The organism is Fischerella sp. JS2 (genome assembly GCF_032393985.1).
Taxonomy (GTDB): domain Bacteria; phylum Cyanobacteriota; class Cyanobacteriia; order Cyanobacteriales; family Nostocaceae; genus Fischerella.
This window is the reverse complement of sequence record NZ_CP135918.1, coordinates 1,055,577-1,077,913: the sequence shown is the minus strand read 5'-3', so window position 1 is coordinate 1,077,913 and position 22,337 is coordinate 1,055,577. Positions and strand designations below refer to the sequence as shown.

The window sequence follows — 22,337 nt, the reverse complement described above, 5'->3', positions numbered from 1 at the left end:
CACCTTTTTTTTCTAATTCACATTAGGCGTAATTGGTAATTGGAGTCATGATTTTTGTCTATTCCCAATGCCTCATGCCCAATTCCCAATGCCAGCGAAATCAAAAGTTTAGATTCCAAGGGATGAGATGAGCTTCATTAACGCTTTTTGATTTTGCTTACTCTTTTTGTTCTGTTTCTATTCGACCGAGTGGTTGTACGTTTACGTTTCTTAATTTTCGCACGTGGTAAGAAACCGCGAACACCTTGCTTTTGGAAACGCTTGTATGCAGAACCACCCCAATCGCTGAGAGAATGGCTCATCGCACCGAGTTCTAGCCCAAAAAACAGTGCCAGCAATTCTGGAATGTGATCAAGCGATCGCCCTACGGTTTTATTCAAAAATTGCCTACTCCAGTCACCGTTGCCTAGTATCTGGGCTACTACTGTACTCAATATTATCAGTATTCCCACTACACCACTCAAATAAATCACTCGTAGCGTTGTACCGATGATTGGTCCGTGAGATAAGAATGAGCGATGACGCAAGCTTTTTTGATAAGGAATCCAAATCCAACGTAACAGACCCCAGCGTTGGTACTGGCGAGAATAGATATCTAAGTCTGGGCCAAACATCAGCCCCCCGAACATAAATCCACTTGCCACCAATAAAGTTAAGTTGCCACTCTTGGTTTGGACAAAAGTGGCACCAGCAACGAACGGCAAAGACCACAAAGTTATGCGATCGTGCGTTTGACCAGAGGGCATAGGAATTGTATGGATTAGGCAAGCAAAATTTTCTCAAAAATAGTATCGCGTTTTTCAAGTTAGTGTGCTAACATTAATTCTTGTGAGCAAAAACGGGTGGTTAGCTCAGTTGGTAGAGCGCCTGCCTTACAAGCAGGATGTCACTGGTTCGAGTCCAGTACTACCCATATTTCCAACAAAGCCCGTCATTATGGCGGGTTTTGTTTTTTAAAACCGTAATATAATCTGCTGGTAATTTAGCTATTTTTGATGTTCAAATTTTGATAATTACAGACCTCTTGCATGAATCCTAAAAACCCCCTCAATCCCCCCCTTGAACGACAGGGCTGTTTCATTCCCTCAAACAGGTAAAATAGCAAGTATTGAGGGAAGAAATAATCATTTTGGCAAATCTGATTGAACAATTGATTCCTTACATTGCCGAAAAAACTTGCAAAATCATTATAGATTGTTGTCTGTTATATTAGCAGTTTGATTTGCACCGCCAAGGAATTTGCTCTCGCTGTTCGCAGTCATTGGAGTATCGAAAATAGCCTCCATTGGGTTAAAGATGTAGTTTTCAAGGAAGATGATTCCAAAATACGTATGGGTCACGCTCGTGCCAATCTCTCCATCTTGAGAGCGAGCGCAATTAATATACTCCGCCGAAATGGTTATACTTCCATCACAACTGCCCAAAGATTTCTCTCTAATGATATTCATAAACTTCTTGCTCTTGTGGAATGAAACAGCCTTGCCCTAGAGGGGGGCTGGACTCACAAAGGACACAAAGAACACGAAGAAAGAGGCTTTCAGAGAGATTTTGCGTAAGTCCTATAGTTGTCTTCAGACAAGTTCAGCTATAAGCGGGATGTAAATTCCAGGCGGTCTTGTGCTTGAGAACGAGAGTAAAGACTCACTGAGTGAGTTGAAATACTCGTTGACGGAGTTCAAATACTCGCTAACCAAGTTCAGATACTCGGCGATGGGGTTCAAATAACTCGATGACGAAGCTTAAATACTCGATGACGAAGCTTAAATACTCGTTGACGAAGTTCAAATAACTCATTGACGAAGTTCAAATACTCAACGATGAGGTTCTGATACTCGCGCCCGAGTTTTCATACCTATCTCCCCAGTGATTTTTGCAGCAAATCCTTTACCTGTTCCCAATTCACTAAACCCACCACTACGAAAATGAGTAAAATCAGAATCACAAATCCGATAATCCAGTTCGTCGTATCATCTACATTTGCGCCAATGAACTTAGCGACTCTACCCAAGCGAACTGGAAAATCCCAAACTATCCACCGTAACCATTGCCACTGTAACCAGTGATGATTGGAGGAAGACTGAGACTGATTAATCTCTTGCAAAAATTGTTCTTTTGCCCATTTGATATCTTTGTCTTGGTAACGCGCTTCCCACAAGCACTTGCAAGCCAGTTGTAGTTCATAAGGATGGCGCTTACCCCACTGTTGAGCGTAGTTTTGCTCATCTATACTTAAAGCTGGTGCGCCAGTATTGTCAGGTAAACGTGTGAGTTGAATCGCCTCATCTGTAGTTAATTCTCTTAAAACTAAAGTTTGACCGACATTAAAAAAAGGAGAAGTCAAACCTTTCTCAGCAGCATAAGTTCCCAGTTTTTTGCGGGAAGCGATCGCCAACATCAAAGCGCTGTCATCCATGAGCGATCGCAAACTGTTATAGAAATTGTGATCGAATTGTTGGGGACGTTGCAAAAGTACTTCAAAATCATCTAAACAGAGAACAGGTAGCACCTGCTGCTGTTGCCATTTTTTGATCGCGTCTGAGAAGGCTTGACGATTCAGTGGTTGAAGCTGTAAAGGATTTCTCAGTTGCAGTTTCCACAAAGCCAGGCGATTTAATAAAGCTTCCGCCACTACCTCATAAAAATCCATCTCTGTTTTACAGTTTGCATCCCGTAACGACAGGTAAATCACCACATAGCGGCTGGGGTCTGTGACTCGCTGTTCCCATGTTAGAAAAAAGTGATACAGCAACGAAGATTTACCAATATACTTTTTACCAACAATATTGACACTTGTTGGCTGTACACCGCTCATCCGGGATGCGATCGCCTGTAATTCTTCTTTACGACCCACAAATAACCTGGGGTCTTTAATCATTCCCGGAGCTACAAAAGGATTAGCAGATAGCGCTCCTGAGTTCATGCCAAACTTTATGCTAATTTTAGCAAAATAAATGTAATTATTTTAAAAGATACCACTAGCTCTATCATACTTTTGGCAACTGATACATAATTTATCTGGCTATTTTTTTTAGTGTCTTTGTACCTTGGTGGTGAAAAAATGTAGCTTTCCATAGTGGCGGAATGAATTAGACCACTAGGAGTACAAATTCATAATGGAGGTAGTGCAGTAACAATCGAAACAACCACGGTATGACTCCATGCACATTAGCCATTAGATTTTTGCCCTTCTGAGACAATTTTTGCGAGGAGATTGCCTGTAATATCTAATAGTTGATCTAAGAGAAAACCGATAGTGCCAATATAAATGAGACCCTCGATAATCTTATTATAGTTTCCTCCTCTGTAACCATTCCAAATCAAAAAACCTAAGCCTCTTCCTATTGTCAACATTTCAATTGCAATTACTGTAAACCAAGCTATCCACAGACCAGTTCTTAAAGCATCAAATATATAATTTATTGCCACACGAAAATTGTTGTCTTGGAGTCGACTTTTTCGCATACCTGTAGCCGTATTAATTATCACTGCCCAGATAGCGCTAAAAAAAACAACAATACTTGCTGCTACTTCTACTTCTTTAAAAAAGATAAAAGCGAGTGGCACAAATGCTATGGGAGGAATACTGTAGGGAATTTGTAGCAATCGCTTACATAATTGATAAAGTAAGGGATTTATACCAATTGCACTTCCCAGTAAAATCCCCAAAACAGCAGCAGGGATAAAACCTACAAATAACAATTGTAGGCTAGATAAAAAGTCTAACAATATACTATGCTCCATGCCTCACGATTTCAATTGGAACATCCGAGAAATAGAGCGACTGTAAGAAATTATGGTACACAAACAAGCAATTTGAATCGCACTCATTCCTAAGAAAATATGAAAGTCGGGCTTTATAAAATCTATCAAAAATCTAAAACTTAGATAACAAACTAAATAAAATTTAAATAAATCACCTTCTTGGTATTGATAGCGACTACGAAGGCGTATAAATATTAATAAGATGATTAAAAATATAATTTCATAGAGTTGAGTAGGATGACGGGGAATACCATCACCAAAATCTACACCCCAAGGTAATGTTGTGGCAATTCCGTAAGTGCGATCGCTCAACCCAGTTAAAAAGCAACCAATCCTACCAATAGCGGTTCCAATAATTAATGGATAGACAAATACATCACCAGTGGAGCGGCTAATACCAATAAGTTTTTTGGTAATTTCTACTCCAATTATCGCCCCTAATATAGCTCCGACAACTGTTTTACCTTGCAGTAATAGTAATAAAAATAGTTGGAAATTTTGCTCTAATATATTAATATGTTGCAGTAAAACTAACACCTTTGCACCAACAATAGCACCCAGCATTCCACCCACTATAATAGAAGTGCGCTGTGGTGGTGTAATAATATCCTTACGGGCATTACGCAAGACTAAACGTAATGCCACTGTATAAGCTATGGATTCAAATAAAATATGTGGGTGAATCCGCAGTGAACCCAAGTAAAAATAAATGGGGAATGTCATTAAGTAAATCGGCACAAATAAAGCTAACTAGTTGGGGTCGTCATTTGTCCAAAGTCATTCGTCATTAGTAAGGGCTTCAGGTATGTTTACTTTTCATAACATGTTATGCTTAATCCCACCGAATACTTAGTCAACAGTCAGTAGTCAATAGTTATTTACAAAAGACCAATGACTATCTTCCCATCTTCCGCTTCATCTCTTCCAACTCAGCCTCAGTTTCCCAACGGCGAAATGTTTCCTCTAGAGGATCATTTCCACTGGAGTAACTACGACTTTGATTAGACCAGCCAGCTGTTTCGATACGCTGCTGTGCTTGCGCTTTAGCACGTGCTGTTTGTGCTTCCGCAGCTTTTGTTTGCACTTCCTGTCGCCGTTGTTGAACTTTCTTGAGTAAATCCTGGGCTTGGGTAATGCGTTCTTTCAATCCTTGCATTTGTCCCCACTGCTGATTTCCTTGACGCAAGAGTGCTGCTTCTCTTTCTTGCGCTTTGACTGCTAAATCCTCTCTCCCAGCATTTTTCGCCTTTTGGACACGGATATGCCACCTTTGGATTTCTTGAGCTGTGGACAGAATTTCTTCTTGCGATCGCTTCTCTTGTAATTGTAAATCTGCAATCAACTTTAAAGTATCTTCTTCCTGCTCCCGCAGCTGCTCTAACAACGCTTCTAATTCCAGATGCGGATTACTTCGCAAGAATTCCTCTAAACGATTTTCCAAAAACCGACTCAAATCATCAAATAAGCCCACAGCCAGAACTCCACAGGTGAGGTACATCATTTTATTGTAGCCATTATTATCAGCAGCAAAAAGCTACTGAGAAAATAAAAAGGCAAGTATGCAGATAAAATCATATTTTTATAGATTTTCAATCTTAAGATATCTTTAGTTTTTAGTCTTTAGACTTAGTCTCATGATTCAATCTTCCCTCTCAAGATTGAAGTTTTTTATAGTTATCTTGCTTAGTTTGTATAGATAGGCAGCAAAAATTTTTATCTACATCAAAGATTTTTAACGACTGTTATTAGCCAGTAATTAGTAGTAAAAAAATCAACTACTGTATGAGTAGTTAGTACACTCTCTATTTCAGGAGATAAAATTAGTATGCTTATTTTTAAATTTAATAAAAAGATAAGCGTTTACATGCTTAACCATTAGTAGCTTCCATGTTGGAGAAAATCATGAATTATCTTATTGCAGTTTTATCAGATAGAATGCAGGCAGAAGAAGCTTACTCTGCTCTCGAAAAAGAAGGCTTACCTGTAAATCAAATTGATATTTTAGGTCAAGGTTACAAAACAGCTGATGAATACGGGTTAATAAACCCAAATGTGCAAGCTAAAAAAGGAGCAAATCGCCTCGCTCTTTGGCTAATTCCCTTTGGTTTTGTAGCTGGTTATGCTTTTAATGTTTTGACAGGCATTGAGATATTTCCCATTGGTAGCCTTGGCAATCATATCATCGGTGGACTTTTAGGAACTGCCGCCGGTGCTTTGGGTGCATATTTAGTTGGTGGCGGAGTTGGTTTAACTGTAGGTAGTGGAGATGCTCTACCTTACCGCAATCGTTTAAATGAAGGTAAATATCTAATTGTAGTCAAAGGTACTGAAGAATTGACCCGTCAGGCAACTCGTATTTTACGGCAGTTTGAACCAGAGAATTTACAAGGCTATATCGAGCCAACAGGAGCATAAAAAGAAACGGGGAACAGAGAATAGAGGAGACAAGGGAGAAGATTTTTACTCCCCACACCCCACCCTACGGGAAGCCGCGCAAAGCGCGTCTACATACTCCTCACACTCCACCCTACGGGAAGCCACTTGCGTGTCTACACACTCCTCCTGCTGCCCCTAATCCCCACTCCCTTGGGGGAGTGGGGGCCGGTGAGTTCCCCATCACCCCTACCCTACGGGTACTCTACGGGAAGCCGCTAAGTCGCAAAGCGACACACTGCGCGAACGCGTCTACACCCCAGTCTCTCCACCCCTACTTCTTTACATATTTGAACGCAACTGAGTAACACGACTGAATGCACTTAATTGCGGCTTATTTTTGAAGTTATCTAAGTGCATAAGTTTGCCACTTTGAGCAAGCCGTTTTTCCACAATTTCTTGATAAACAGCCTCATAACCATCTACCATTTTTCGCACGCTGAAATTATTCTCGACATGTTCACGACAGGCATAGCGGTCAAGATTTTCCACTTTGCTAACAGCATCAACACATTCTGCAATATTGTTACAGATAAAACCAGTTTTACCATGAGCAATTACTTCTGGAACTGACCCCATATTCATAGCAACAACAGGTGTTCCAGCCGCCATTGATTCTACCATTACTAACCCAAATGGTTCGCGCCAAGTAATGGTAAATAAAGTTGCTACTGCACCACCCATCAGAGCATTTTTCTGAACATGATTTGCTTCACCTAAATACTCTATCTGCTTTCCATCAATGAGAGGTTTAACTTCCTTTTCAAAATATTCTCTATCAACTACATCTACTTTGCCTGCCATTTTTAAACGCCAACCAGCTTGTTTAGCAATTTGTATTGCTATGTGCGTTCCTTTTTCTGGTGATATCCTACCTAAAAACGCCAAGTAAGGTGGTTCTTCTGGTTGGGGATGGAACTGATGACTGCTGACATCAATACCGTTATAAACTGTTGCTACATAATTTAATCCTAATCTTGGTTCACGTTGTGAATTAGAAATACTTACATATGGTTGATTTTTAGCATGTACAAACAACTTTTCGTTGTCGGGCGTAAAAATACCGTGTAACGTATGTACAGTAGGTGTGTTAACTAAATTGACATAGGGTAAAGCATTATAACCCATATGAGAATGAATAATATCAAACTCATTTGCGGCTTCGTACACCCGACTCAATTCCAACATCTCATAGACACCATACTCTTTTATAGTTGGATCAAGTCGTAAAGCACGAGGATAAACTGATACTAACTTGGCCAAAGTGAGAGAATCTCCCGATGCAAATAGCGTAACTTCATGTCCACGCCGGACTAACTCATCGGTTAACAACCCAACTATTAACTCAGTACCACCATAACCCGGAGGTGGAACTCTTTCCCAGAGTGGGGCAACCTGAGCAATTCGCATAAAAGACTCCTGAAGAAAATTAGAATTAAAAAGTGGCAAATGGCTACGTTTTTTCTAAAATGTGTTTTCAAGCAACTTATTTAATGTAAGAGCTTATTTTAAACACTTAGCGAGCCAGGGAACAATACAAACTTTATATTTCTATGATGGTGATTTTTGTCTATCCAAAGTGGGGATATCGTCGTTTTCAGGTATGAGAAAGTAATTAGGAAGTAGCTTTATAAATAATAATTTTCTGTGTCTTCTTTCCTAAGAGGGAAGACAAAGAGAATAAAATTAGCTAAGAGAGTTTAGTTATTTACCGTTTGAAACTACTGAGCAACAAGAAGCGTCTTTGGTCAGAGTAGAGAAAAAGTGAATCAAGTTCTATCCACAGTATGTCTACAAACTTTTCGCTGTGTCCTCTGTGGTTTGTTTTTCCATTACCTGTACGTAAGTCCTGATAATTTTTCTTTATACCAGCCCTGCAAAATTTTATTGATGTAGCTAGAATAAAACTAATATCAAATCCAAATTTAAAATTCGTTTAGATTCAGAATTGTTGAAGTTGGAAACTTACAGCTTCAACGCTTCTATCTGAATTGCAAACTCATGATTTTTTGTCTGAAGTAGATTTGATGAAACCTATCTACCCAGAATTGAAAAAGTGAGCAAACAGAATTTGGATTTGGTAAAACTAGCGTCTTATCAAGTAGAGAAAAAAAGCCAATTATTTATAAAGGCTAAACGAATGCACTTGTTGGCGCTAGTAGTTAAAACTTCATGATAAATCACTAATAGGAATAGATTTTAGTTAATTCCAAACAAAAGACTCAGAAATGGGTCAACTATGCCTTATAGACGTTTGGTTCAGAAAAACTCAAAATGCCTACTTCCTTTAGGAGTGGAGATTAGGAGGAATAGGTAAAGGGAAGGAAAATTTAGAACAGTACTTTCTTCCTTTTACCTTTGACCAAAATGTGTTGAGGTGTATTCCATATCTTTGTCTTGATTAATCTATTCCTACTCACACATTAAGAATCGATTCTCAATATCACCGCTTATGAACCGTCTAACAAATCTATTTCAAAACAGAGCATTTTTGTGGATTGGTGTTTTTGCCGTGCTTGTTGTTTACTGGGCGTTAGTAAATCTCGCTATGTAAACAAATTCAATTAGTCATGCAATTTATAGGGTAGGCAGTATTGTCTACCCTATGCCGTAAATACAAGCAGTCTCATTAAGAAAAAGGGTGCATTAGAGAGTAGAATACTGACTAAGATATTTACATTACTTAAGAAGTAGAAATAAGCATGATTTTTGCAGGTAAACGACCATTAAACTCAGGCGTGAGCGATCGCAAATTAGCACCTTATCCAAATAGCCCCAACTGTGCTTGTAGCCAGAGTCCAGACGCGGTCAAAGCGATTTAGGTGGTAATTGTAACCGCGTAGAGACAATTAGAACAAAGTTAAACGAGATACAGCAAAACCGTCGTTAGCAAGAGGACAAGCGATCGCTTGAGTTCTAGGATAAACAGTTATAGTTGTACTCATAAAGTGGCTAGTCATGAGCCAAGCAGTATTTCCATCTACAGACCAACCCATAAGTGTTCCACCGATGGATCGCTATAACCAGGAGTTGATCGAAAACCTCCATCCCCCAGATTGGAGTAACCCTGAACCTGCACCTTGTTACAACTTGGTGGTGATTGGTGCTGGTAGTGCTGGATTAGTGACGGCGGCGGGTGCAGCTTTGTTAGGTGCAAAGGTGGCTTTAGTGGAAAAGTACCTAATGGGTGGAGACTGTACCAACGTTGGTTGTGTACCGTCGAAAACCATGATTCGTTCGGCGCGCGTAGTTGCAGACATCAAATATGCCGAAAAATTTGGTGTTGGTACTTCTCACTACATTGATATTGATTTTCCGGCTGTGATGGAACGATTGCGGCGGATACGGACAGCAATTAGTCCCAATGATTCTGCTAAGCGATTTCAGCAGGAATTTGGAGTAGATATATTTTTTGGTAATGCATATTTTTCTGGTCGCAATATTGTAGAAGTAGCACACAAAACTTTGCGATTTAAAAAAGCAGTGATTGCGACTGGTTCTAGTCCGAAAAAACTATCAATTCCAGGCTTAGAAGAAGTTCAATATTTAACAAACGAGAACGTATTTTCTCTGACACGCCGACCAAATCGTTTGGCTGTCATTGGTGGCGGGTATATCGGTTGTGAATTAGCCCAGACTTTCCGTCGCTTAGGTTCAGAGGTGATTTTGCTGCAAAAAGGTTCCCACTTGTTAGGGCGTGAAGATGCAGATGCAGCAGCAATTATCCAAAAAACCTTTGTCAGAGAAGGCATTCAGTTAATTCTAGGGGCAAACATTCACCAGGTTGAACGCCAGGATGTAGACAAGGTAATTTACTATGAAGCCAACGGGAAACAAAATCAGCAGCTACATGTAGATGAAATTCTCGTAGGCGTGGGGCGATCGCCTAACGTGGAAGATTTAAACTTGGAATCTGTAGGTGTGAAATACGACAAACAAAAGGGAGTCGTTGTCAACGATTACCTACAAACAACTAACCCCCGTATCTATGCGGTGGGAGATGTTTGCATGGCGTGGAAATTTACCCACGCTGCTGATGCAGCAGCGCGAATAGTCGTTCAAAATGCCCTATTTTCAGTTTTGGGATTAGGACAGAAAAAACTAAGTTCGTTGACGATGCCTTGGTGTACCTATACTGATCCAGAAGTTGCCCATGTCGGGATGTATCCTGAACAAGCTCAAACTCAAGGTATAGAAATTGACAATTATTATATTCCCTTAAACGAGGTAGATCGGGCAATTATCGACGGTGAAGCCGAAGGATTTGTCAAAGTTCATGTTAAAAAAGGTACTGACAAAATTATAGGTGCAACCATTGTGGCACGTCATGCTGGAGAGATAATTAACGAGATCACCTTAGCAATGGCTAATAACTTAGGAATGAAAGCGATCGCCAAAACAATACATCCCTATCCTACCCAAGCAGAAGCGATTCGCAAAGCAGCCGATGCTTACAGTCGCACTCGTTTAACTCCTTTAGTTAAGAAAATCACCTCTACTTGGTTATCATGGCAGCGTTAGCTAGAGTGCGATCGCACTCATACCAATTTGAGATTTTGGATTTTGGATTGGGAGTATTTGCCAAAAGGCTATATCAGGAATCTCAAAATAATACTAATCAATCCCAATTTGGTATCATTTGTTCTGACTGACCAATACACACCAAATAATAAAGACTGTAAATCCTACATAGAAAAATACAGTCAGCCATTCTTGGGCGTGACTAAATGTATCATTCATAAGTTTTTGAAATTTACTAAAATATTTGAAATAAGCATAATGCTTCATGCGCCGAGACTCGATTTTTTACAAACTGTTTCAACAATTTCCTACTCTATTTATTTGAACTCTTGACAAATCCGCCAATAAACGCTAATTTTTATCGTTTTGATTCCGTAGCTGTCAAAGAACCTAAATTGAAATAGACGGAGTTTTTCTCCCACCGGAAAATGAAAGTGCTGGAGTTGTCTATACAAGAAGCTAGATATTTACTAAAGCGATCGCGCCAAGAACCACCTCAACCATCAAGTCGCATCATAATGGAGTTAGTGACGACGATCATGGTGTATAGGTTTGAACAATTAAGCAGAATGGAGGTAGAGTCTATGATAGGAATCACGCTTAAGGAAACCAGGGTTTACCGCGAAATTAAGGAAGAAGGAAGAGAAGCAGGACGACGAGAAGAGGCTGCTAACCTGATTATCCGACAGCTAACTAAGCGGCTTGGAGAACTATCTGAATAAATGCGCTCCTCAATTTTTGACTTACCTTTGCCTGTTTTGGAAGATTTGAGTGAAGCGCTGTCAGATTTTATTACCAGTTTAGCTGATTTGTAATCGTGGTTAGAAGCGCTTCAAAGTTGAGATGAGCAAGAGGAATGCGCAAGCCTTTACAATTCTTTGACTATTGCTAATTTATGAACATCAACTATGGTTTCTGAGTCGCAATAGCCAGCTTTGCCCCTTTAACTTGTCGCACCTTATCCATCACCGCCACAACCTGACCGTGACTTACTTTTTCATCAGCATTAATAATTACTATGACCTCTGGATTAGCACCCACTAAAGTACGTACTTGCCCTTCTAATGCATCAACGGTAGTTGGTTTGCGGTTAACACTAACTTGCCCATCTTGAGCTACCGTCACAGTAATTTTAGTCGGTACTTGCTGCTGCTTGGCTGTTGCTGCTTTGGGTAAACTAACCGGCAAGCCTTCTGAACGAGTTAAAAACAATGTTGACATAATGAAAAATGTCAAAATCGCAAAAATCACATCTATCATTGGTACGATGTTGATCTGCGGTGGTAAATCTGGCTCATCTTGTAGACGCATAAGCTCTGTCTCCTCGTTCATAACGACGACGGTATAGTAATTCTAACTGTCCACCGTATTCTTGAATCGAAGCTATTTGGCGTTGGTATAGTCCCCGAAAAGTATTGGCAAAAAGTAATGTAAAGATAGCTACGACCAATCCTAATGCTGTAGACACAAGTGCTTGACTAATACCTGCGGTAACGCCTGCGGTTTTTGTCCCTCCCACATCACCAATATCTAGGGATGCAAACGAGACAATCAATCCTAATACAGTCCCCAGCAAACCTAAAAGTGGCGCCAGACTGATGATAGTCTCAAAAATGTTTTGGAAGCGCTTAAGCACAGGAATTTCTGCTTGAGCTTCACTTTCTAAAGCGAGGCGAAACTCTTCTGGTGTAGGTTCTTCTAGTTGCAATGCTGAGAGAAAAATACGCGCGATGGGCAAGTCGGTATTTTTTTGCAATTTATCCATTGCACCAACGATGTTATCTAGGCGGTAAAGATTTAATACCTCTCGTACTACTTTGTTTTGACGAGTATTGATGCGATACCAGAAACGCACCCGTTCAATAATCAATGCGATCGCCACCACACTAAATGCCAGCAGGGGCCACATAACCAGCCACGTAACCACGCCACCTGCTTGAAAAAACTGATTGATTAGCATGTAATACTTTTTTGGAAATTAACAGTTTAACAGTTAGACTAGCAGTAAATGATATAACTTATCAATAGTAAGGCAAGTAAATAAAAACTTTATGTCAAGCATAATTAACTTTTGTCACATAAAATTTACTAAAAATTTCAAATTGAAAGCCAAACTTATTGATAAACCAAGCATTTCCAGAGTACAATCCTCCATAAAAGTTAACTAAATTTTTTATAGTTTTATTGCTTGACTTTTGCTTCTAAGCATTTTAATCTGACTGATTAGGTAATAATAAGTTGCAATATTATGAGCTTTTCTAGCGTCGCAGTCGAGCAGCGAGAAAAAGAAGCCAAAGCTCTAAAGTCTTTTCTGGCTTTTAGTCTAATTGGCTCACTAGCGCTGCATATTGGGGTATTAGCTTCCGGCATCAGCAATCTTTTAATTAGAGTGCCTTCTGAAGAAGAACCAATAGAATTGACAATTGTTGAACCTACGACGCTAGAAACACCAGAACCACTAGAAGAAACCAAAAAAGAGACTTCAAAACCAGAACCCACAGATCGTAAGATTGTTAGCGCGAAAGCAACTACTGATAGAAATAATACCGAAGTTCTACCCGTACCAAAACCTGTCGAGAAACAACCGATCCCGCAACCTACTGCTTCAGTGCAGAAATTCAAACCTGAACCTGTCAAAGAACCGCCAAAACCTGTTGCTACACAACCGACTGTTACCACACAACCGCAAAAGCAAATTGTGCAGCAACCAGAGAACACACCAAATTCACGCCCGAATCCTACCATTGCAACAAACACTTCCCCCGCGCCTGCACCAGTACAGAATAATGCAAACCAAAGCAGTGAAAATTTAAGACAGCTCTTAAACGAAGCTAGAGATTCAAGAAATCAAGGAAGTACAGGTTCAAGTGGTGGAGGTGGTGGGAACTCCACCCTTACTACTACCACAGGTTCTGGTACAGGTACAGTAGTTACTGGCGGTAGTGGAACAGGCTCTGGTACTGGTAGTGGTAGCGGTAATGGTTCTGGGAGTGGTAGTGGTACTGGTAGTGGTACTGGTAGTGGAACAGGCTCTGGAAATGGAACTGGGCGAAGACAACGCCAAAATATAGCTACAGCACCAACACCTCCTAAGTTGCCAACAGGTTCAGGAGATGGTAAGGCAGCTTGCCTTAAGTGTAATATTAAATATTCTGAGGATGCCAGACGTAGAGGTGTAGAAGGCAGGGTAGAAGTAGCGGTTGAAACTGACTCCAACGGTAATGTTACGAATGTGCGAATCATCAAATCCAGTGGCGATCGCAAACTAGATGAAGATCACCTCAACCAGGCTCGGAATTGGAAATTAAAACCCTCACAGCGTGGTAGACAAGAAGTAATCGCTACAGAATATGCCATACGAGGTTCGCGTCGTTACCGCGATGTCAAAAAACGTCAAAGACAAAGAGAAGAACAACAAAGAAATCAACAAGCAACTTCTAATTCTTCTACTAACTCTACCAACGTCACACAACCAACCACAAGACGTAGACGGCGGTTAACCCCAGGAACTATCGTCGATGTTCCCCCGGAAGCTAGAAATAGACAGCGACAGAATCCATCTTCTTCACAGCAAACTACTTCTCAACCGACCACACCTGTTCGTCAGCTAAGGCGTCAGCGTGGGCAAACTCCTTCGCCTACCACAAACCAAACTACTCCAATACCCAGACAACGACCACAGCAAGTCACACCTAATAATCCAACTCCAACAACCCAATCTCCACGTCGTCGACGCAGACAGCAAAACCCCACACCAGCCTCATCAGGTAGTCAAAGCCAATTGAGACAATCACTGCGTCGTTTCAAACAGCAATCGGCCCCTGCGCCTGTTCCTGCACCTCCTCCAGCTTCTAGTGGTCAGCAATAGACTTCTTGCAGAAGCCGGGAGAAAGCCCAATTGATTTTGATTAACGAACACAGATGCACACCAATAAACACAGATAGATTATCAGTGTGCATCTGCGAAAATTTTGAACTAGGGTTTCCGGCGTTCGCGCAGCGTCCCGGAGGGAACCTCAAAGCTTTTCAAGACAGTGTTCCATGAGTGTACCCTACCCTTTGGTAACGCCTTACGGCTTCCTGTAAGCCGCCCTTGGGGACGTCTACGATTTTAAAAACATGATTGTTGCCATAGTTTTAATTCACATTAGGCGTCATTACCAGTTACCGACCCTAACGGAGAATATAAGTGTTCAAGCGGACATAATATGAGATTTCAGTTTTGCGAGAATATCCCAAGACCTCGTCCAGAGAATTGATCCGCCTTATTCTGGGTCGATGGTATAGGAAGCGATCGCTAGGTGCAAAGCCAAAGTAGTCCCAAAATCTGGGGAGTGAACTGAACTCGTATCCAAACCGCCATACCAGAGATCCACAGGAATAGTGATTTCTTCTAACTTCACAGGCCATGAACTGAACGTATTGACGAGGCCTCGCACGTATCCTTGTGTACCCTGGGAGAAACCCTCCTGCAATGCTCGTTGATATGCTTGGCTGAAGGTGTCACTTTCATACAACACGCGATCGCACTGGGCACTCATCCAAATAATTAACCGCCATAACCCGTCTGGCGTAGCCATCTGCGAAAACTGCTTCTCGAAGCCTACAGCATCCTCTTGGACAGCAGCAACCATGCTTTCTATATCTGGATGCAAAAGCGGTCTCACACGCGGATGGGTAAATTCATCCTGTCCCGACACAATTGCTATAGCCTTCACCAAATTCTGTCCCGCGAGAGCAAATGCAAACGGTGTGCCTTAAGAAAAACCAACGGCAAGAACATTATGGAGATCATTGACCTGAATAAACTCCCGCATGTCATCCACCTAAGAAGACAACGTTTTGTGAGGGTGAACTTCGGACAAACCCAAGCCCGGTCGATCAATAGCAATTAGTTTCAAGCCAAGACGAGGAAGATCACTCGCACCAAAACCAAGCCACCCACTCATTCCAGCCCCAGTACAAAACAAAACTGGAAGCCCGTCAACAGGCCCCCATTCGTACCACGCAAGTATACGGTCATCATGCAGTTGCATCCTTGCCCGTCTCTCAGGTGGTGTCTCAAGCTCACTCATGCTATTTTTTTACTTACGTTTTTGTTTGATAAACTCTTTGATAGTTTGTAAATCGTACTTCCCAACTTTTCCAGTACTAAAAAGTAAATATCCCACTGCTAACAAGGCAGATGATATGAGAAAAGCCAAGAAATTTACTGAAGCAAACACACCACCAGTGAAAACAATGACTCCAATTCCACCCAAGATCAAAAGCAATCCAAAAATTGGATTAATTCGCCCCCAAATCAGTATGGCAACTCCAACAACGCAGAGTAACACACCTGGAAGCCGGACAAAAATGCCAATTTGAGTACTAGAAGCAAAAATGATAATTCCGGCAATGATTAAGGCTGAACCTAACAGCTTGCTAGTTCGATCAACCTTGGGTTTTTGATTGACATTAGTGTTCTGTGGCTGAAATACTGTCGGATTGGAAATATAAATATTATTTGTTTGATTTTGTTGCTTATTTTGCAATATAAAAGTTACTTTTTCTTCTTGAGCGAGGTTAATTTTATCTCCTAAATTCAGAGCATAGCGAGTTCCTGGCTCTAGCTTTGTATTATTAAGATATGTACCGTTAGAACTGCCTAAATCCTCAATATAGTAGTTATTACCTTCTATTTGAATTTCTGCGTGCAGGCGAGATACTACATCAGCGTCTGGTAAAGCAGAAACATCTATATCCGGATTAATTTTTTCGTTCGGTTTACCAATACGAATTACAGCCGAATATGTTGGTATTGCAAATGATGTACTAGTTTGAACATGAAATAGTTCTAAGTTTAGTCCTGTGAGTTGTGATGTCTCTAGATTTTGCATGGCTCATACCATTTTGGATTTTGGATTTCCCTTACTAAGAATAGTTTTGCGTAAAAGCGTAGCGAATTAAAACGCAGAGGGACGCAAAGGTAAACGCTGAGGGGCGCGGAGTCTTGATGCCAAAATTTCGCCATGAATTTATGCAATTTTGGACTAAGCAATACTTCCCCGCTTTCTTGCTTCTTTATAAGAAGTTCCCACATTTCTCAAGCCTGCTTTGATCATTTGTCGTTCTAAAAGAGCAAAGAAACGCGCTTTATCCCCACCACGTACTACTGCTTGATTGTGTGCTTCAGCTATGGCTACGGGGTAGCCATATCCTTTTTGCACTTGTGCCAACATCAATCCTAGTGATTCATCAAACAAAGATGTATTTTCTGCTACCCACGCAGGTATTTCTATCCGGGCAATTTCGGCTCCTACGTGGACATAACAAAAGTAAATCTGTAAGTCTTCGTATAAGTCTAGGATATGGGCATTACTGCGCCACAGGGGACCACGTTGTCCTGGTTGAAGTTGTGTTGTCCAAAGCGTTGTATCGCGTAGCGGTTCAAACACCTTACAAGGGACTTTTTCCAGTTGATTGGGGCAAAAACTCATACAATCAGGCACAGGATGGGGACAAGCCAAAAGACGCAAAAAGTTCATTGCTTCGATGTTACGAGATGCGCTGAGATAACCCATCAGGGGAATTTGGGCATCCCGCATTTGCCGCCAAGCTTGTAGGATCGGGGGTAAGATGCGATCGCGTGCATCAAAGGGTAATTGTTCTAAAAACCAGTATATTAACGAACCATCGACCATTGCGAGGGTGGGGATTTTGGGAGTGGGGGAAGTGTAGGGAGTAATGTAGAGACGCGATTCATCGCGTCTGGAAGTGTGGGGAGAAGATATTTCTTTATCTTTTGAGACAACACTACACGCTAGTTCTGCTAAGACTGTGGCTTCGCTGGCGGTACGGCAATAACTCATCCATTCTTCGGTTTTGATTCCCCACTGACGGGAAATATATAAATCCTCTGGACGATAAAATATCTCCGGTAAACTATCTAGAAGCGGGTGTTTATTTTGACCATAGTACAAAACGACTCTGCCAATATTGAGTAGATAGCAGTAGGCTATTTCATGATGGTTAGGGGCTATTTGGGAACCATCGGTAGCGATCACAGTATGAACTTTGGGGGGAACAGGGATTTCAATAGAAGTGTTGAGTGGTTCAATGGGAGTCGCACTAGCAAACAAAATGCGATCGCGCCATTTTTCCTGCTTCTGTACAAATTCTTCTTGGCGATCGCAAGCGTTAAGAAAATGTTGTTGAGCTAATTCTAAACGTTGGCGACTAGCAGCAGCTTCTTGTGTAAGATGCTGACTCAAACCTTGCATTTGTCGTGTTAGTTTGGTCAGGTCAAGCATAGGAGAATTTTGGGATTTTAAATTACATGATAGATGGGGAGGTGGGGAGTGTGGGGAGTGTGGAAATAACCACTAACCACTAACCACTAACCACTAACTCTTAACAAATTTAACTTCCCAACATCTGTAGGTTGTGTAAGGTAGCGTAAAGTCCCCCTAGTTGCAATAATTGTTCATGACTTCCCTGTTCTATTAATTCTCCGCGCTTGAGTACAAAAATCCGGTCTACGTTGCGAATTGTAGATAGGCGGTGAGCAATAATAATTGCAGTCCGTCCGATCAATAGCTTGTTTAAAGCTTCTTGAATTAATGCTTCTGTTCCTACATCTAGGCTAGCTGTAGCTTCATCTAAGACTAGAATTTGGGGGTTGCGAATCGCTGCACGAGCAAAAGCCAAGAGTTGCTTTTGACCGCTAGAAAGATTTGTACCCCTCTCCCGCAGTTGGGTATTATATCCTTGAGGCAGTTGTTCAATAAATTGGGCAATGTTAGTTTTCTCTGCTGCTTGTTGCACTTCCTCAAAAGAGTAGCCATCTGCTAAGGTAATATTGCTTTTCACATCGCCAGCAAATAAAAAACCTTCTTGCAAAATTACCGCCATGTAGCGCCTGAGTTCGGCTTGGGGTAATTCTCGGATATCTATACCATCAACTAAAATGCGTCCTTGGCTGGGTTCGTAGAGACGACATAAAAGCCGGATGATAGTAGTTTTACCAGCACCGGTGGGGCCAACTAGTGCTACTTTTTCTCCGGGGTGAATTGTGAAATCTAAATCTTTAATGACGTAATCATCTTCTTTATAACCAAACCAAACGTGTTCAAATTTGATTTCTCCTAATTGTGGTTTGGAATGTTCAGCTTCAGATTCAAGATGTTCCACTATTTCATCAATATAGCCGAATTGAACATCAAAAACTGATACCCTGGGGTTGGCGCGATCGCGTATTTCGATGGGTTCATCTAAAACATCAGAAACACGTTCGATGGCGGTGAAACCTGATTGAATCACCGTAAACTTTTCCGCAAATTGCTGTAATGGCTGGAATAGCCTTTCAGCATACAATACAAATGAAGATAAGGTTCCAAAAGTCAAGTTATTTTGCAAAAGTAAATAACCACCAATCCACAAAACAGCTGCGATCGCTACCAAGGAAACCCATTCTAATGTTGCAGATACCGCCGTGTCATGAAAAATCGTTTTATCTACCTCTTTGACATAACGTGTATTGGTTTTGCGAAACAACTCAGCATTAAATTTTTCCCGGCGGAAGAGTTGCACAACATTAATACCAACAATATTTTCTTGCAGTTGGGAATTTAATATTGAAAGTTCTTCTCTGGCTTTGTAATTAGCTTTACGGTATTGCTGTTGAAAATAAATAATTAAAGCCGATACAGGTATAAGCATCACCAGCAACAGCAAAGCGAGTTGCCACTGGATCGAAAACATAAAACCGACTATCATCAGCATGGAGAATAAATCAGAGACAATGCCAATTGCGCCAGTGGCAAAGACATCTCCTAACACTTCCACATCGCTGGTGAGTCTAGTAATTAATTTACCTACGGGTGTGCGGTCAAAAAAGCGCACTGCCAAAGATGTAACGTGATGAAATAAATCTTGGCGAATGTCAGCAGTGATTTGTTGTCCTACCTTCTGTACCAAATAACCCTGAAAGCCAGTGAATATCAGGCGGATAATCACCGTAATTACCAACAACACTTCTAAAAATTGTAAAGCTTGCCAGAAGGGGAGATTACGTAGGAATTCGTAGGTACTGGGTTCTTTGCGAATCAGGGAAATAACCTGTCCAATCAATAATGGTTGGACAGCATTAGCTACAGCTACTGGAACAAGTAATATTATTGATAACGTCAGCGATCGCACATGGCGACGAGCATAGGGTATCAAGCGCAAAAATAACCGCCAGTCATTTTCACGCCGACGGTATTGTGAGTGAGATTTTTTTCCAAGTATAGAGATGCTCATAATAGGAAAATTATATTAATTTTTACAATACTATAAGCAAATTTTTTTAATATAGTGTTTGCATTCCTACTCGTCACCATGCCAGAGATTGAAACTGCGCGATTGCGACTCAGACCATACACCCTTGATGATGTGGATGAAACAGCAGTAATTTTAAGTAATCCAGAAGTAATGAAATACTCACCCAGAGGGCCTATTCCCCAAGACCAAGTCAAAGAAGTAACACAACAGATTTTAGAATTTTTTATTCAGCATTGGAAACAGCACAGTTTTGGTGTTTGGGCTGTAGTAGACAAAGCTACAAATAAATTACTCGGTCATTGCGGTTTAAATTTCTTACCAAATAGTCCAGAAGTAGAAGTTCTTTATCGTTTGGATCAAGCTTATTGGAATCAAGGTATCGCCACAGAAGCGACAAAAGCCAGTTTGAGGTATGGTTTTGAGGAGGTCAACTTAGATAAAATTGTTGCCATCACTTTACCAGAGCATACTGCTTCCCGTCGTGTGATGGAAAAAGCCGGGTTAAAGTATGAAAAAGACGCTCATTTTTATAACTTAGATGTAGTTTATTATGCTTTGACACGAGCAGCTTGGCAACCGGACGAATCTAGTTATACTCTGCTATTGTAATGAATTTACTGCACACCGACCGTCTGCATCTACGTCCATGCCAACTTGAGAACCTTGACTCTTTACACGAGTTATGGTGTGATGCAGATATACGGCGATTTCTCTTCGATGATCGCCAAATCTCCAGTGAAGAAGCCCAATCTTTCATTGAAGCTAGTATCGCTAGCTTCCGCAATCACGGTTACGGAATTTGGTTATTTTTTGACAATCACAACGACCAAATAGCCGGGTTTGTAGGTTTACTCCAGTTTACCGAAGCAGCACCAAGTTTAATTTTTGGTGTCCGATCCCAGTTTTGGGGACGTGGTTATGCAACTGAAGCGACCTTGGCTGTACTTGATCATGCATTTACAGACCTGGGTATTAAGTATATAGTTGCAGACGTAGATGAGCCGAACGATCGCTCAATCCGCGTGTTGGATAAAATAGGTATGTCTCAGACAAAAAGAGCGATAGTAAACGAAAGACCTTTGCTTTACTACGAGATTTATGCTGCGAACCTGACAAATCCTTGAAGCAGACGGAATAAAGATTGTGTGGGCGAGGAGACAAAATGTTATTTATGGTAATCGAGCGATTTAAGGATGGTAAGGCTAAAGAAATATACCGCCGATTTTAAGAGAAAGGGCGGATGATGCCTGAAGGTTTAAAGTATGTAGATAGCTGGGTTGAGATCAACTTTGATCTTTGCTTTCAACTTATGGAATGTGACGATCCACGTTTGTTTCAAGAGTGGATATTGCAATGGCAGGATCTTGGTGAATTCGAGGTAATTCCTGTCGTGTCCTCAAAACAGACAGCAGAAGTAGTTAACAAAATGCTTTAGCAGCAGTACAGATCAACAGCATTTAAAATAGAAGAAGCGATTCCTCTTATTTGATAAAGCTTTAGGTCACTCTTGCAGTTTAAAATAACCACTTAGTCACCAACGCAATATATATCTGTGTCCATCTGTGTTTATCGCCTTACACGGTGGTCGATTTTTCATCCCCTCATTTTAGGCGAAAAGCCCTCAAAGAAAGCATGGCATGGTATTATTCCACCACTATTCAGACTCACTATATGGTTACAACTCCTTTGACATTAAACTTGGATACCGTTCACCTGACAGACGAGTTATATCAGCTATGTCAAAATAACCAGGAGTTAAAATTTGAACAAACGCCCAAGGGAGAATTAATCATCATCCCACCGGTTGGAGGAGAAAGTGGCAATCGAGAAGCTGACCTAATTGCCGATTTGGTTATCTGAAATCGCTAAACTCAACTCGGTTACACTTTTAGTTCCTCCACTATATTTAAGTTGCCTAATGGTGCTGATCGTTCCCCAGATGTTACTTGGATTCGCCGGGAACGTTGGGAAGCACTTACACCCGAACAAAAACGCAAATTTCCCCCCATTGCACCAGATTTTGTGATCGAGTTAAGGTCAGCAACCGATGATTTAGAAATGCTGCGCTTTAAGATGCAAGAATATATGGATGCAGGGATGCAATTAGCATGGTTAATTAACCGCCAATAGCAGCAAGTAGAAATTTATCGTCCAAGACAAGACGTGGAAGTACGAACTGTGCCCACTGAATTATCTGGTGAAAATATATTACTAGGATTTAGCTTGAATCTATGTGGTTATTAACTGATAACTGATAATTGTACAGACGCGATTTATCGCGTCTTTAGCTAACTGTTAACTGGCTTATCTGCTATTGC

Annotated in this window: 19 protein-coding genes, 1 tRNA gene and 3 pseudogenes; 10 read left to right on the top strand and 13 right to left on the bottom strand. The window is 41.0% G+C overall.

Annotation, left to right across the window (positions count from 1 at the left end; translation table 11 throughout):
• Nucleotides 1–137 precede the first annotated feature (137 nt).
• Nucleotides 138–746, bottom strand: coding sequence for a metal-binding protein (locus tag RS893_RS04565; RefSeq protein WP_315790072.1), 609 nt, complete (start codon nucleotides 744–746; stop codon nucleotides 138–140).
• Nucleotides 747–840: 94 nt separating this feature from the next.
• Here RS893_RS04565 and RS893_RS04560 point away from each other — a divergent pair.
• Nucleotides 841–913, top strand: a tRNA-Val gene (locus tag RS893_RS04560).
• A gap of 292 nt (nucleotides 914–1,205) precedes the next feature.
• Nucleotides 1,206–1,332, top strand: a pseudogene (locus tag RS893_RS30210) (ISAs1 family transposase); the annotation flags it as partial.
• Nucleotides 1,333–1,852: 520 nt separating this feature from the next.
• Here RS893_RS30210 and RS893_RS04550 read toward each other — a convergent pair.
• From RS893_RS04550 to RS893_RS04535, 4 genes are all read right to left on the bottom strand, one after another.
• Nucleotides 1,853–2,920: an ATP-binding protein gene (locus tag RS893_RS04550; protein WP_315790070.1), complete on the bottom strand. Its 1,068-nt coding sequence runs from the start codon at nucleotides 2,918–2,920 to the stop codon at nucleotides 1,853–1,855.
• A gap of 245 nt (nucleotides 2,921–3,165) precedes the next feature.
• On the bottom strand, nucleotides 3,166–3,741 hold the full coding sequence (locus RS893_RS04545) for a nitrate transporter (protein WP_315790069.1): 576 nt from the start codon (nucleotides 3,739–3,741) through the stop codon (nucleotides 3,166–3,168).
• 3 nt (nucleotides 3,742–3,744) lie between these two features.
• Nucleotides 3,745–4,485: a prolipoprotein diacylglyceryl transferase gene (locus RS893_RS04540; RefSeq protein ID WP_315790068.1), complete on the bottom strand. Its 741-nt coding sequence runs from the start codon at nucleotides 4,483–4,485 to the stop codon at nucleotides 3,745–3,747.
• Between the two features lie 172 nt (nucleotides 4,486–4,657).
• Nucleotides 4,658–5,260, bottom strand: coding sequence for a TIGR04376 family protein (locus tag RS893_RS04535; RefSeq protein ID WP_315791866.1), 603 nt, complete (start codon nucleotides 5,258–5,260; stop codon nucleotides 4,658–4,660).
• A gap of 404 nt (nucleotides 5,261–5,664) precedes the next feature.
• Here RS893_RS04535 and RS893_RS04530 point away from each other — a divergent pair, with 404 nt between their 5' ends.
• On the top strand, nucleotides 5,665–6,177 hold the full coding sequence (locus tag RS893_RS04530; RefSeq protein WP_315790067.1) for a hypothetical protein: 513 nt from the start codon (nucleotides 5,665–5,667) through the stop codon (nucleotides 6,175–6,177).
• Between the two features lie 300 nt (nucleotides 6,178–6,477).
• On the opposite strand, the gene RS893_RS04525 is transcribed toward RS893_RS04530, so the two are convergent.
• The gene (locus RS893_RS04525; RefSeq protein ID WP_315790066.1) at nucleotides 6,478–7,605 is read right to left on the bottom strand and encodes a glycosyltransferase family 4 protein; all 1,128 of its coding nucleotides are present in this window, start codon (nucleotides 7,603–7,605) and stop codon (nucleotides 6,478–6,480) included.
• A 1,548-nt stretch (nucleotides 7,606–9,153) separates the two neighbouring features.
• Between RS893_RS04525 and RS893_RS04520 the strand changes: the two genes are divergently transcribed.
• Entirely contained in the window at nucleotides 9,154–10,716 is a 1,563-nt protein-coding gene (locus RS893_RS04520; protein WP_315790065.1) for a mercuric reductase, read from the top strand.
• Between the two features lie 265 nt (nucleotides 10,717–10,981).
• Nucleotides 10,982–11,531: pseudogene (locus RS893_RS04515) on the top strand (DUF2887 domain-containing protein).
• A 91-nt stretch (nucleotides 11,532–11,622) separates the two neighbouring features.
• Here the strand turns inward: RS893_RS04515 and RS893_RS04510 are convergent.
• Both RS893_RS04510 and RS893_RS04505 read right to left on the bottom strand, forming a co-directional pair.
• Entirely contained in the window at nucleotides 11,623–12,027 is a 405-nt protein-coding gene (locus RS893_RS04510) for a biopolymer transporter ExbD (protein ID WP_315790064.1), read from the bottom strand.
• Nucleotides 12,011–12,676 (bottom strand): MotA/TolQ/ExbB proton channel family protein, encoded by a 666-nt coding sequence (locus RS893_RS04505; protein ID WP_315790063.1) that lies wholly within the window; start codon nucleotides 12,674–12,676, stop codon nucleotides 12,011–12,013. Before RS893_RS04505 ends, RS893_RS04510 begins: the two co-directional genes overlap by 17 nt.
• Before the next feature lie 288 nt (nucleotides 12,677–12,964).
• Between RS893_RS04505 and RS893_RS04500 the strand changes: the two genes are divergently transcribed.
• Nucleotides 12,965–14,584 carry a TonB family protein gene (locus RS893_RS04500; protein ID WP_315790062.1) on the top strand — a complete coding sequence of 540 codons (1,620 nt, stop codon included), beginning with the start codon at nucleotides 12,965–12,967 and terminating at the stop codon, nucleotides 14,582–14,584.
• A gap of 397 nt (nucleotides 14,585–14,981) precedes the next feature.
• On the opposite strand, the gene RS893_RS04495 is transcribed toward RS893_RS04500, so the two are convergent.
• The 5 genes from RS893_RS04495 to RS893_RS04475 form a co-directional block, all read right to left on the bottom strand.
• Complete coding sequence (locus tag RS893_RS04495; protein WP_315790061.1) at nucleotides 14,982–15,434, bottom strand: hypothetical protein; 453 nt, start codon at nucleotides 15,432–15,434, stop codon at nucleotides 14,982–14,984.
• Between the two features lie 108 nt (nucleotides 15,435–15,542).
• Entirely contained in the window at nucleotides 15,543–15,791 is a 249-nt protein-coding gene (locus RS893_RS04490) for a hypothetical protein (protein WP_315790060.1), read from the bottom strand.
• A 9-nt stretch (nucleotides 15,792–15,800) separates the two neighbouring features.
• Nucleotides 15,801–16,595, bottom strand: a complete 795-nt coding sequence (locus tag RS893_RS04485) for an FHA domain-containing protein (protein WP_315790059.1) — start codon at nucleotides 16,593–16,595, stop codon at nucleotides 15,801–15,803.
• A 153-nt stretch (nucleotides 16,596–16,748) separates the two neighbouring features.
• A complete protein-coding gene (locus RS893_RS04480; RefSeq protein WP_315790058.1) occupies nucleotides 16,749–18,008 on the bottom strand; it encodes a DNA double-strand break repair nuclease NurA in 1,260 nt (419 codons plus the stop codon).
• Nucleotides 18,009–18,117: 109 nt separating this feature from the next.
• Nucleotides 18,118–19,998, bottom strand: coding sequence for an ABC transporter ATP-binding protein (locus RS893_RS04475; protein WP_315790057.1), 1,881 nt, complete (start codon nucleotides 19,996–19,998; stop codon nucleotides 18,118–18,120).
• Nucleotides 19,999–20,076: 78 nt separating this feature from the next.
• Between RS893_RS04475 and RS893_RS04470 the strand changes: the two genes are divergently transcribed.
• From RS893_RS04470 to RS893_RS04455, 4 genes and pseudogenes are all read left to right on the top strand, one after another.
• Entirely contained in the window at nucleotides 20,077–20,628 is a 552-nt protein-coding gene (locus RS893_RS04470) for a GNAT family N-acetyltransferase (RefSeq protein WP_315790056.1), read from the top strand.
• Complete coding sequence (locus tag RS893_RS04465) at nucleotides 20,628–21,143, top strand: GNAT family N-acetyltransferase (RefSeq protein WP_315790055.1); 516 nt, start codon at nucleotides 20,628–20,630, stop codon at nucleotides 21,141–21,143. The genes RS893_RS04470 and RS893_RS04465 overlap by 1 nt, the downstream gene beginning before the upstream one ends.
• 116 nt (nucleotides 21,144–21,259) lie before the next feature.
• Complete coding sequence (locus RS893_RS04460) at nucleotides 21,260–21,454, top strand: DUF3303 domain-containing protein (protein ID WP_315790054.1); 195 nt, start codon at nucleotides 21,260–21,262, stop codon at nucleotides 21,452–21,454.
• A gap of 236 nt (nucleotides 21,455–21,690) precedes the next feature.
• Nucleotides 21,691–22,263 (top strand): annotated as a pseudogene (locus RS893_RS04455) (Uma2 family endonuclease).
• Nucleotides 22,264–22,337 lie beyond the last annotated feature (74 nt).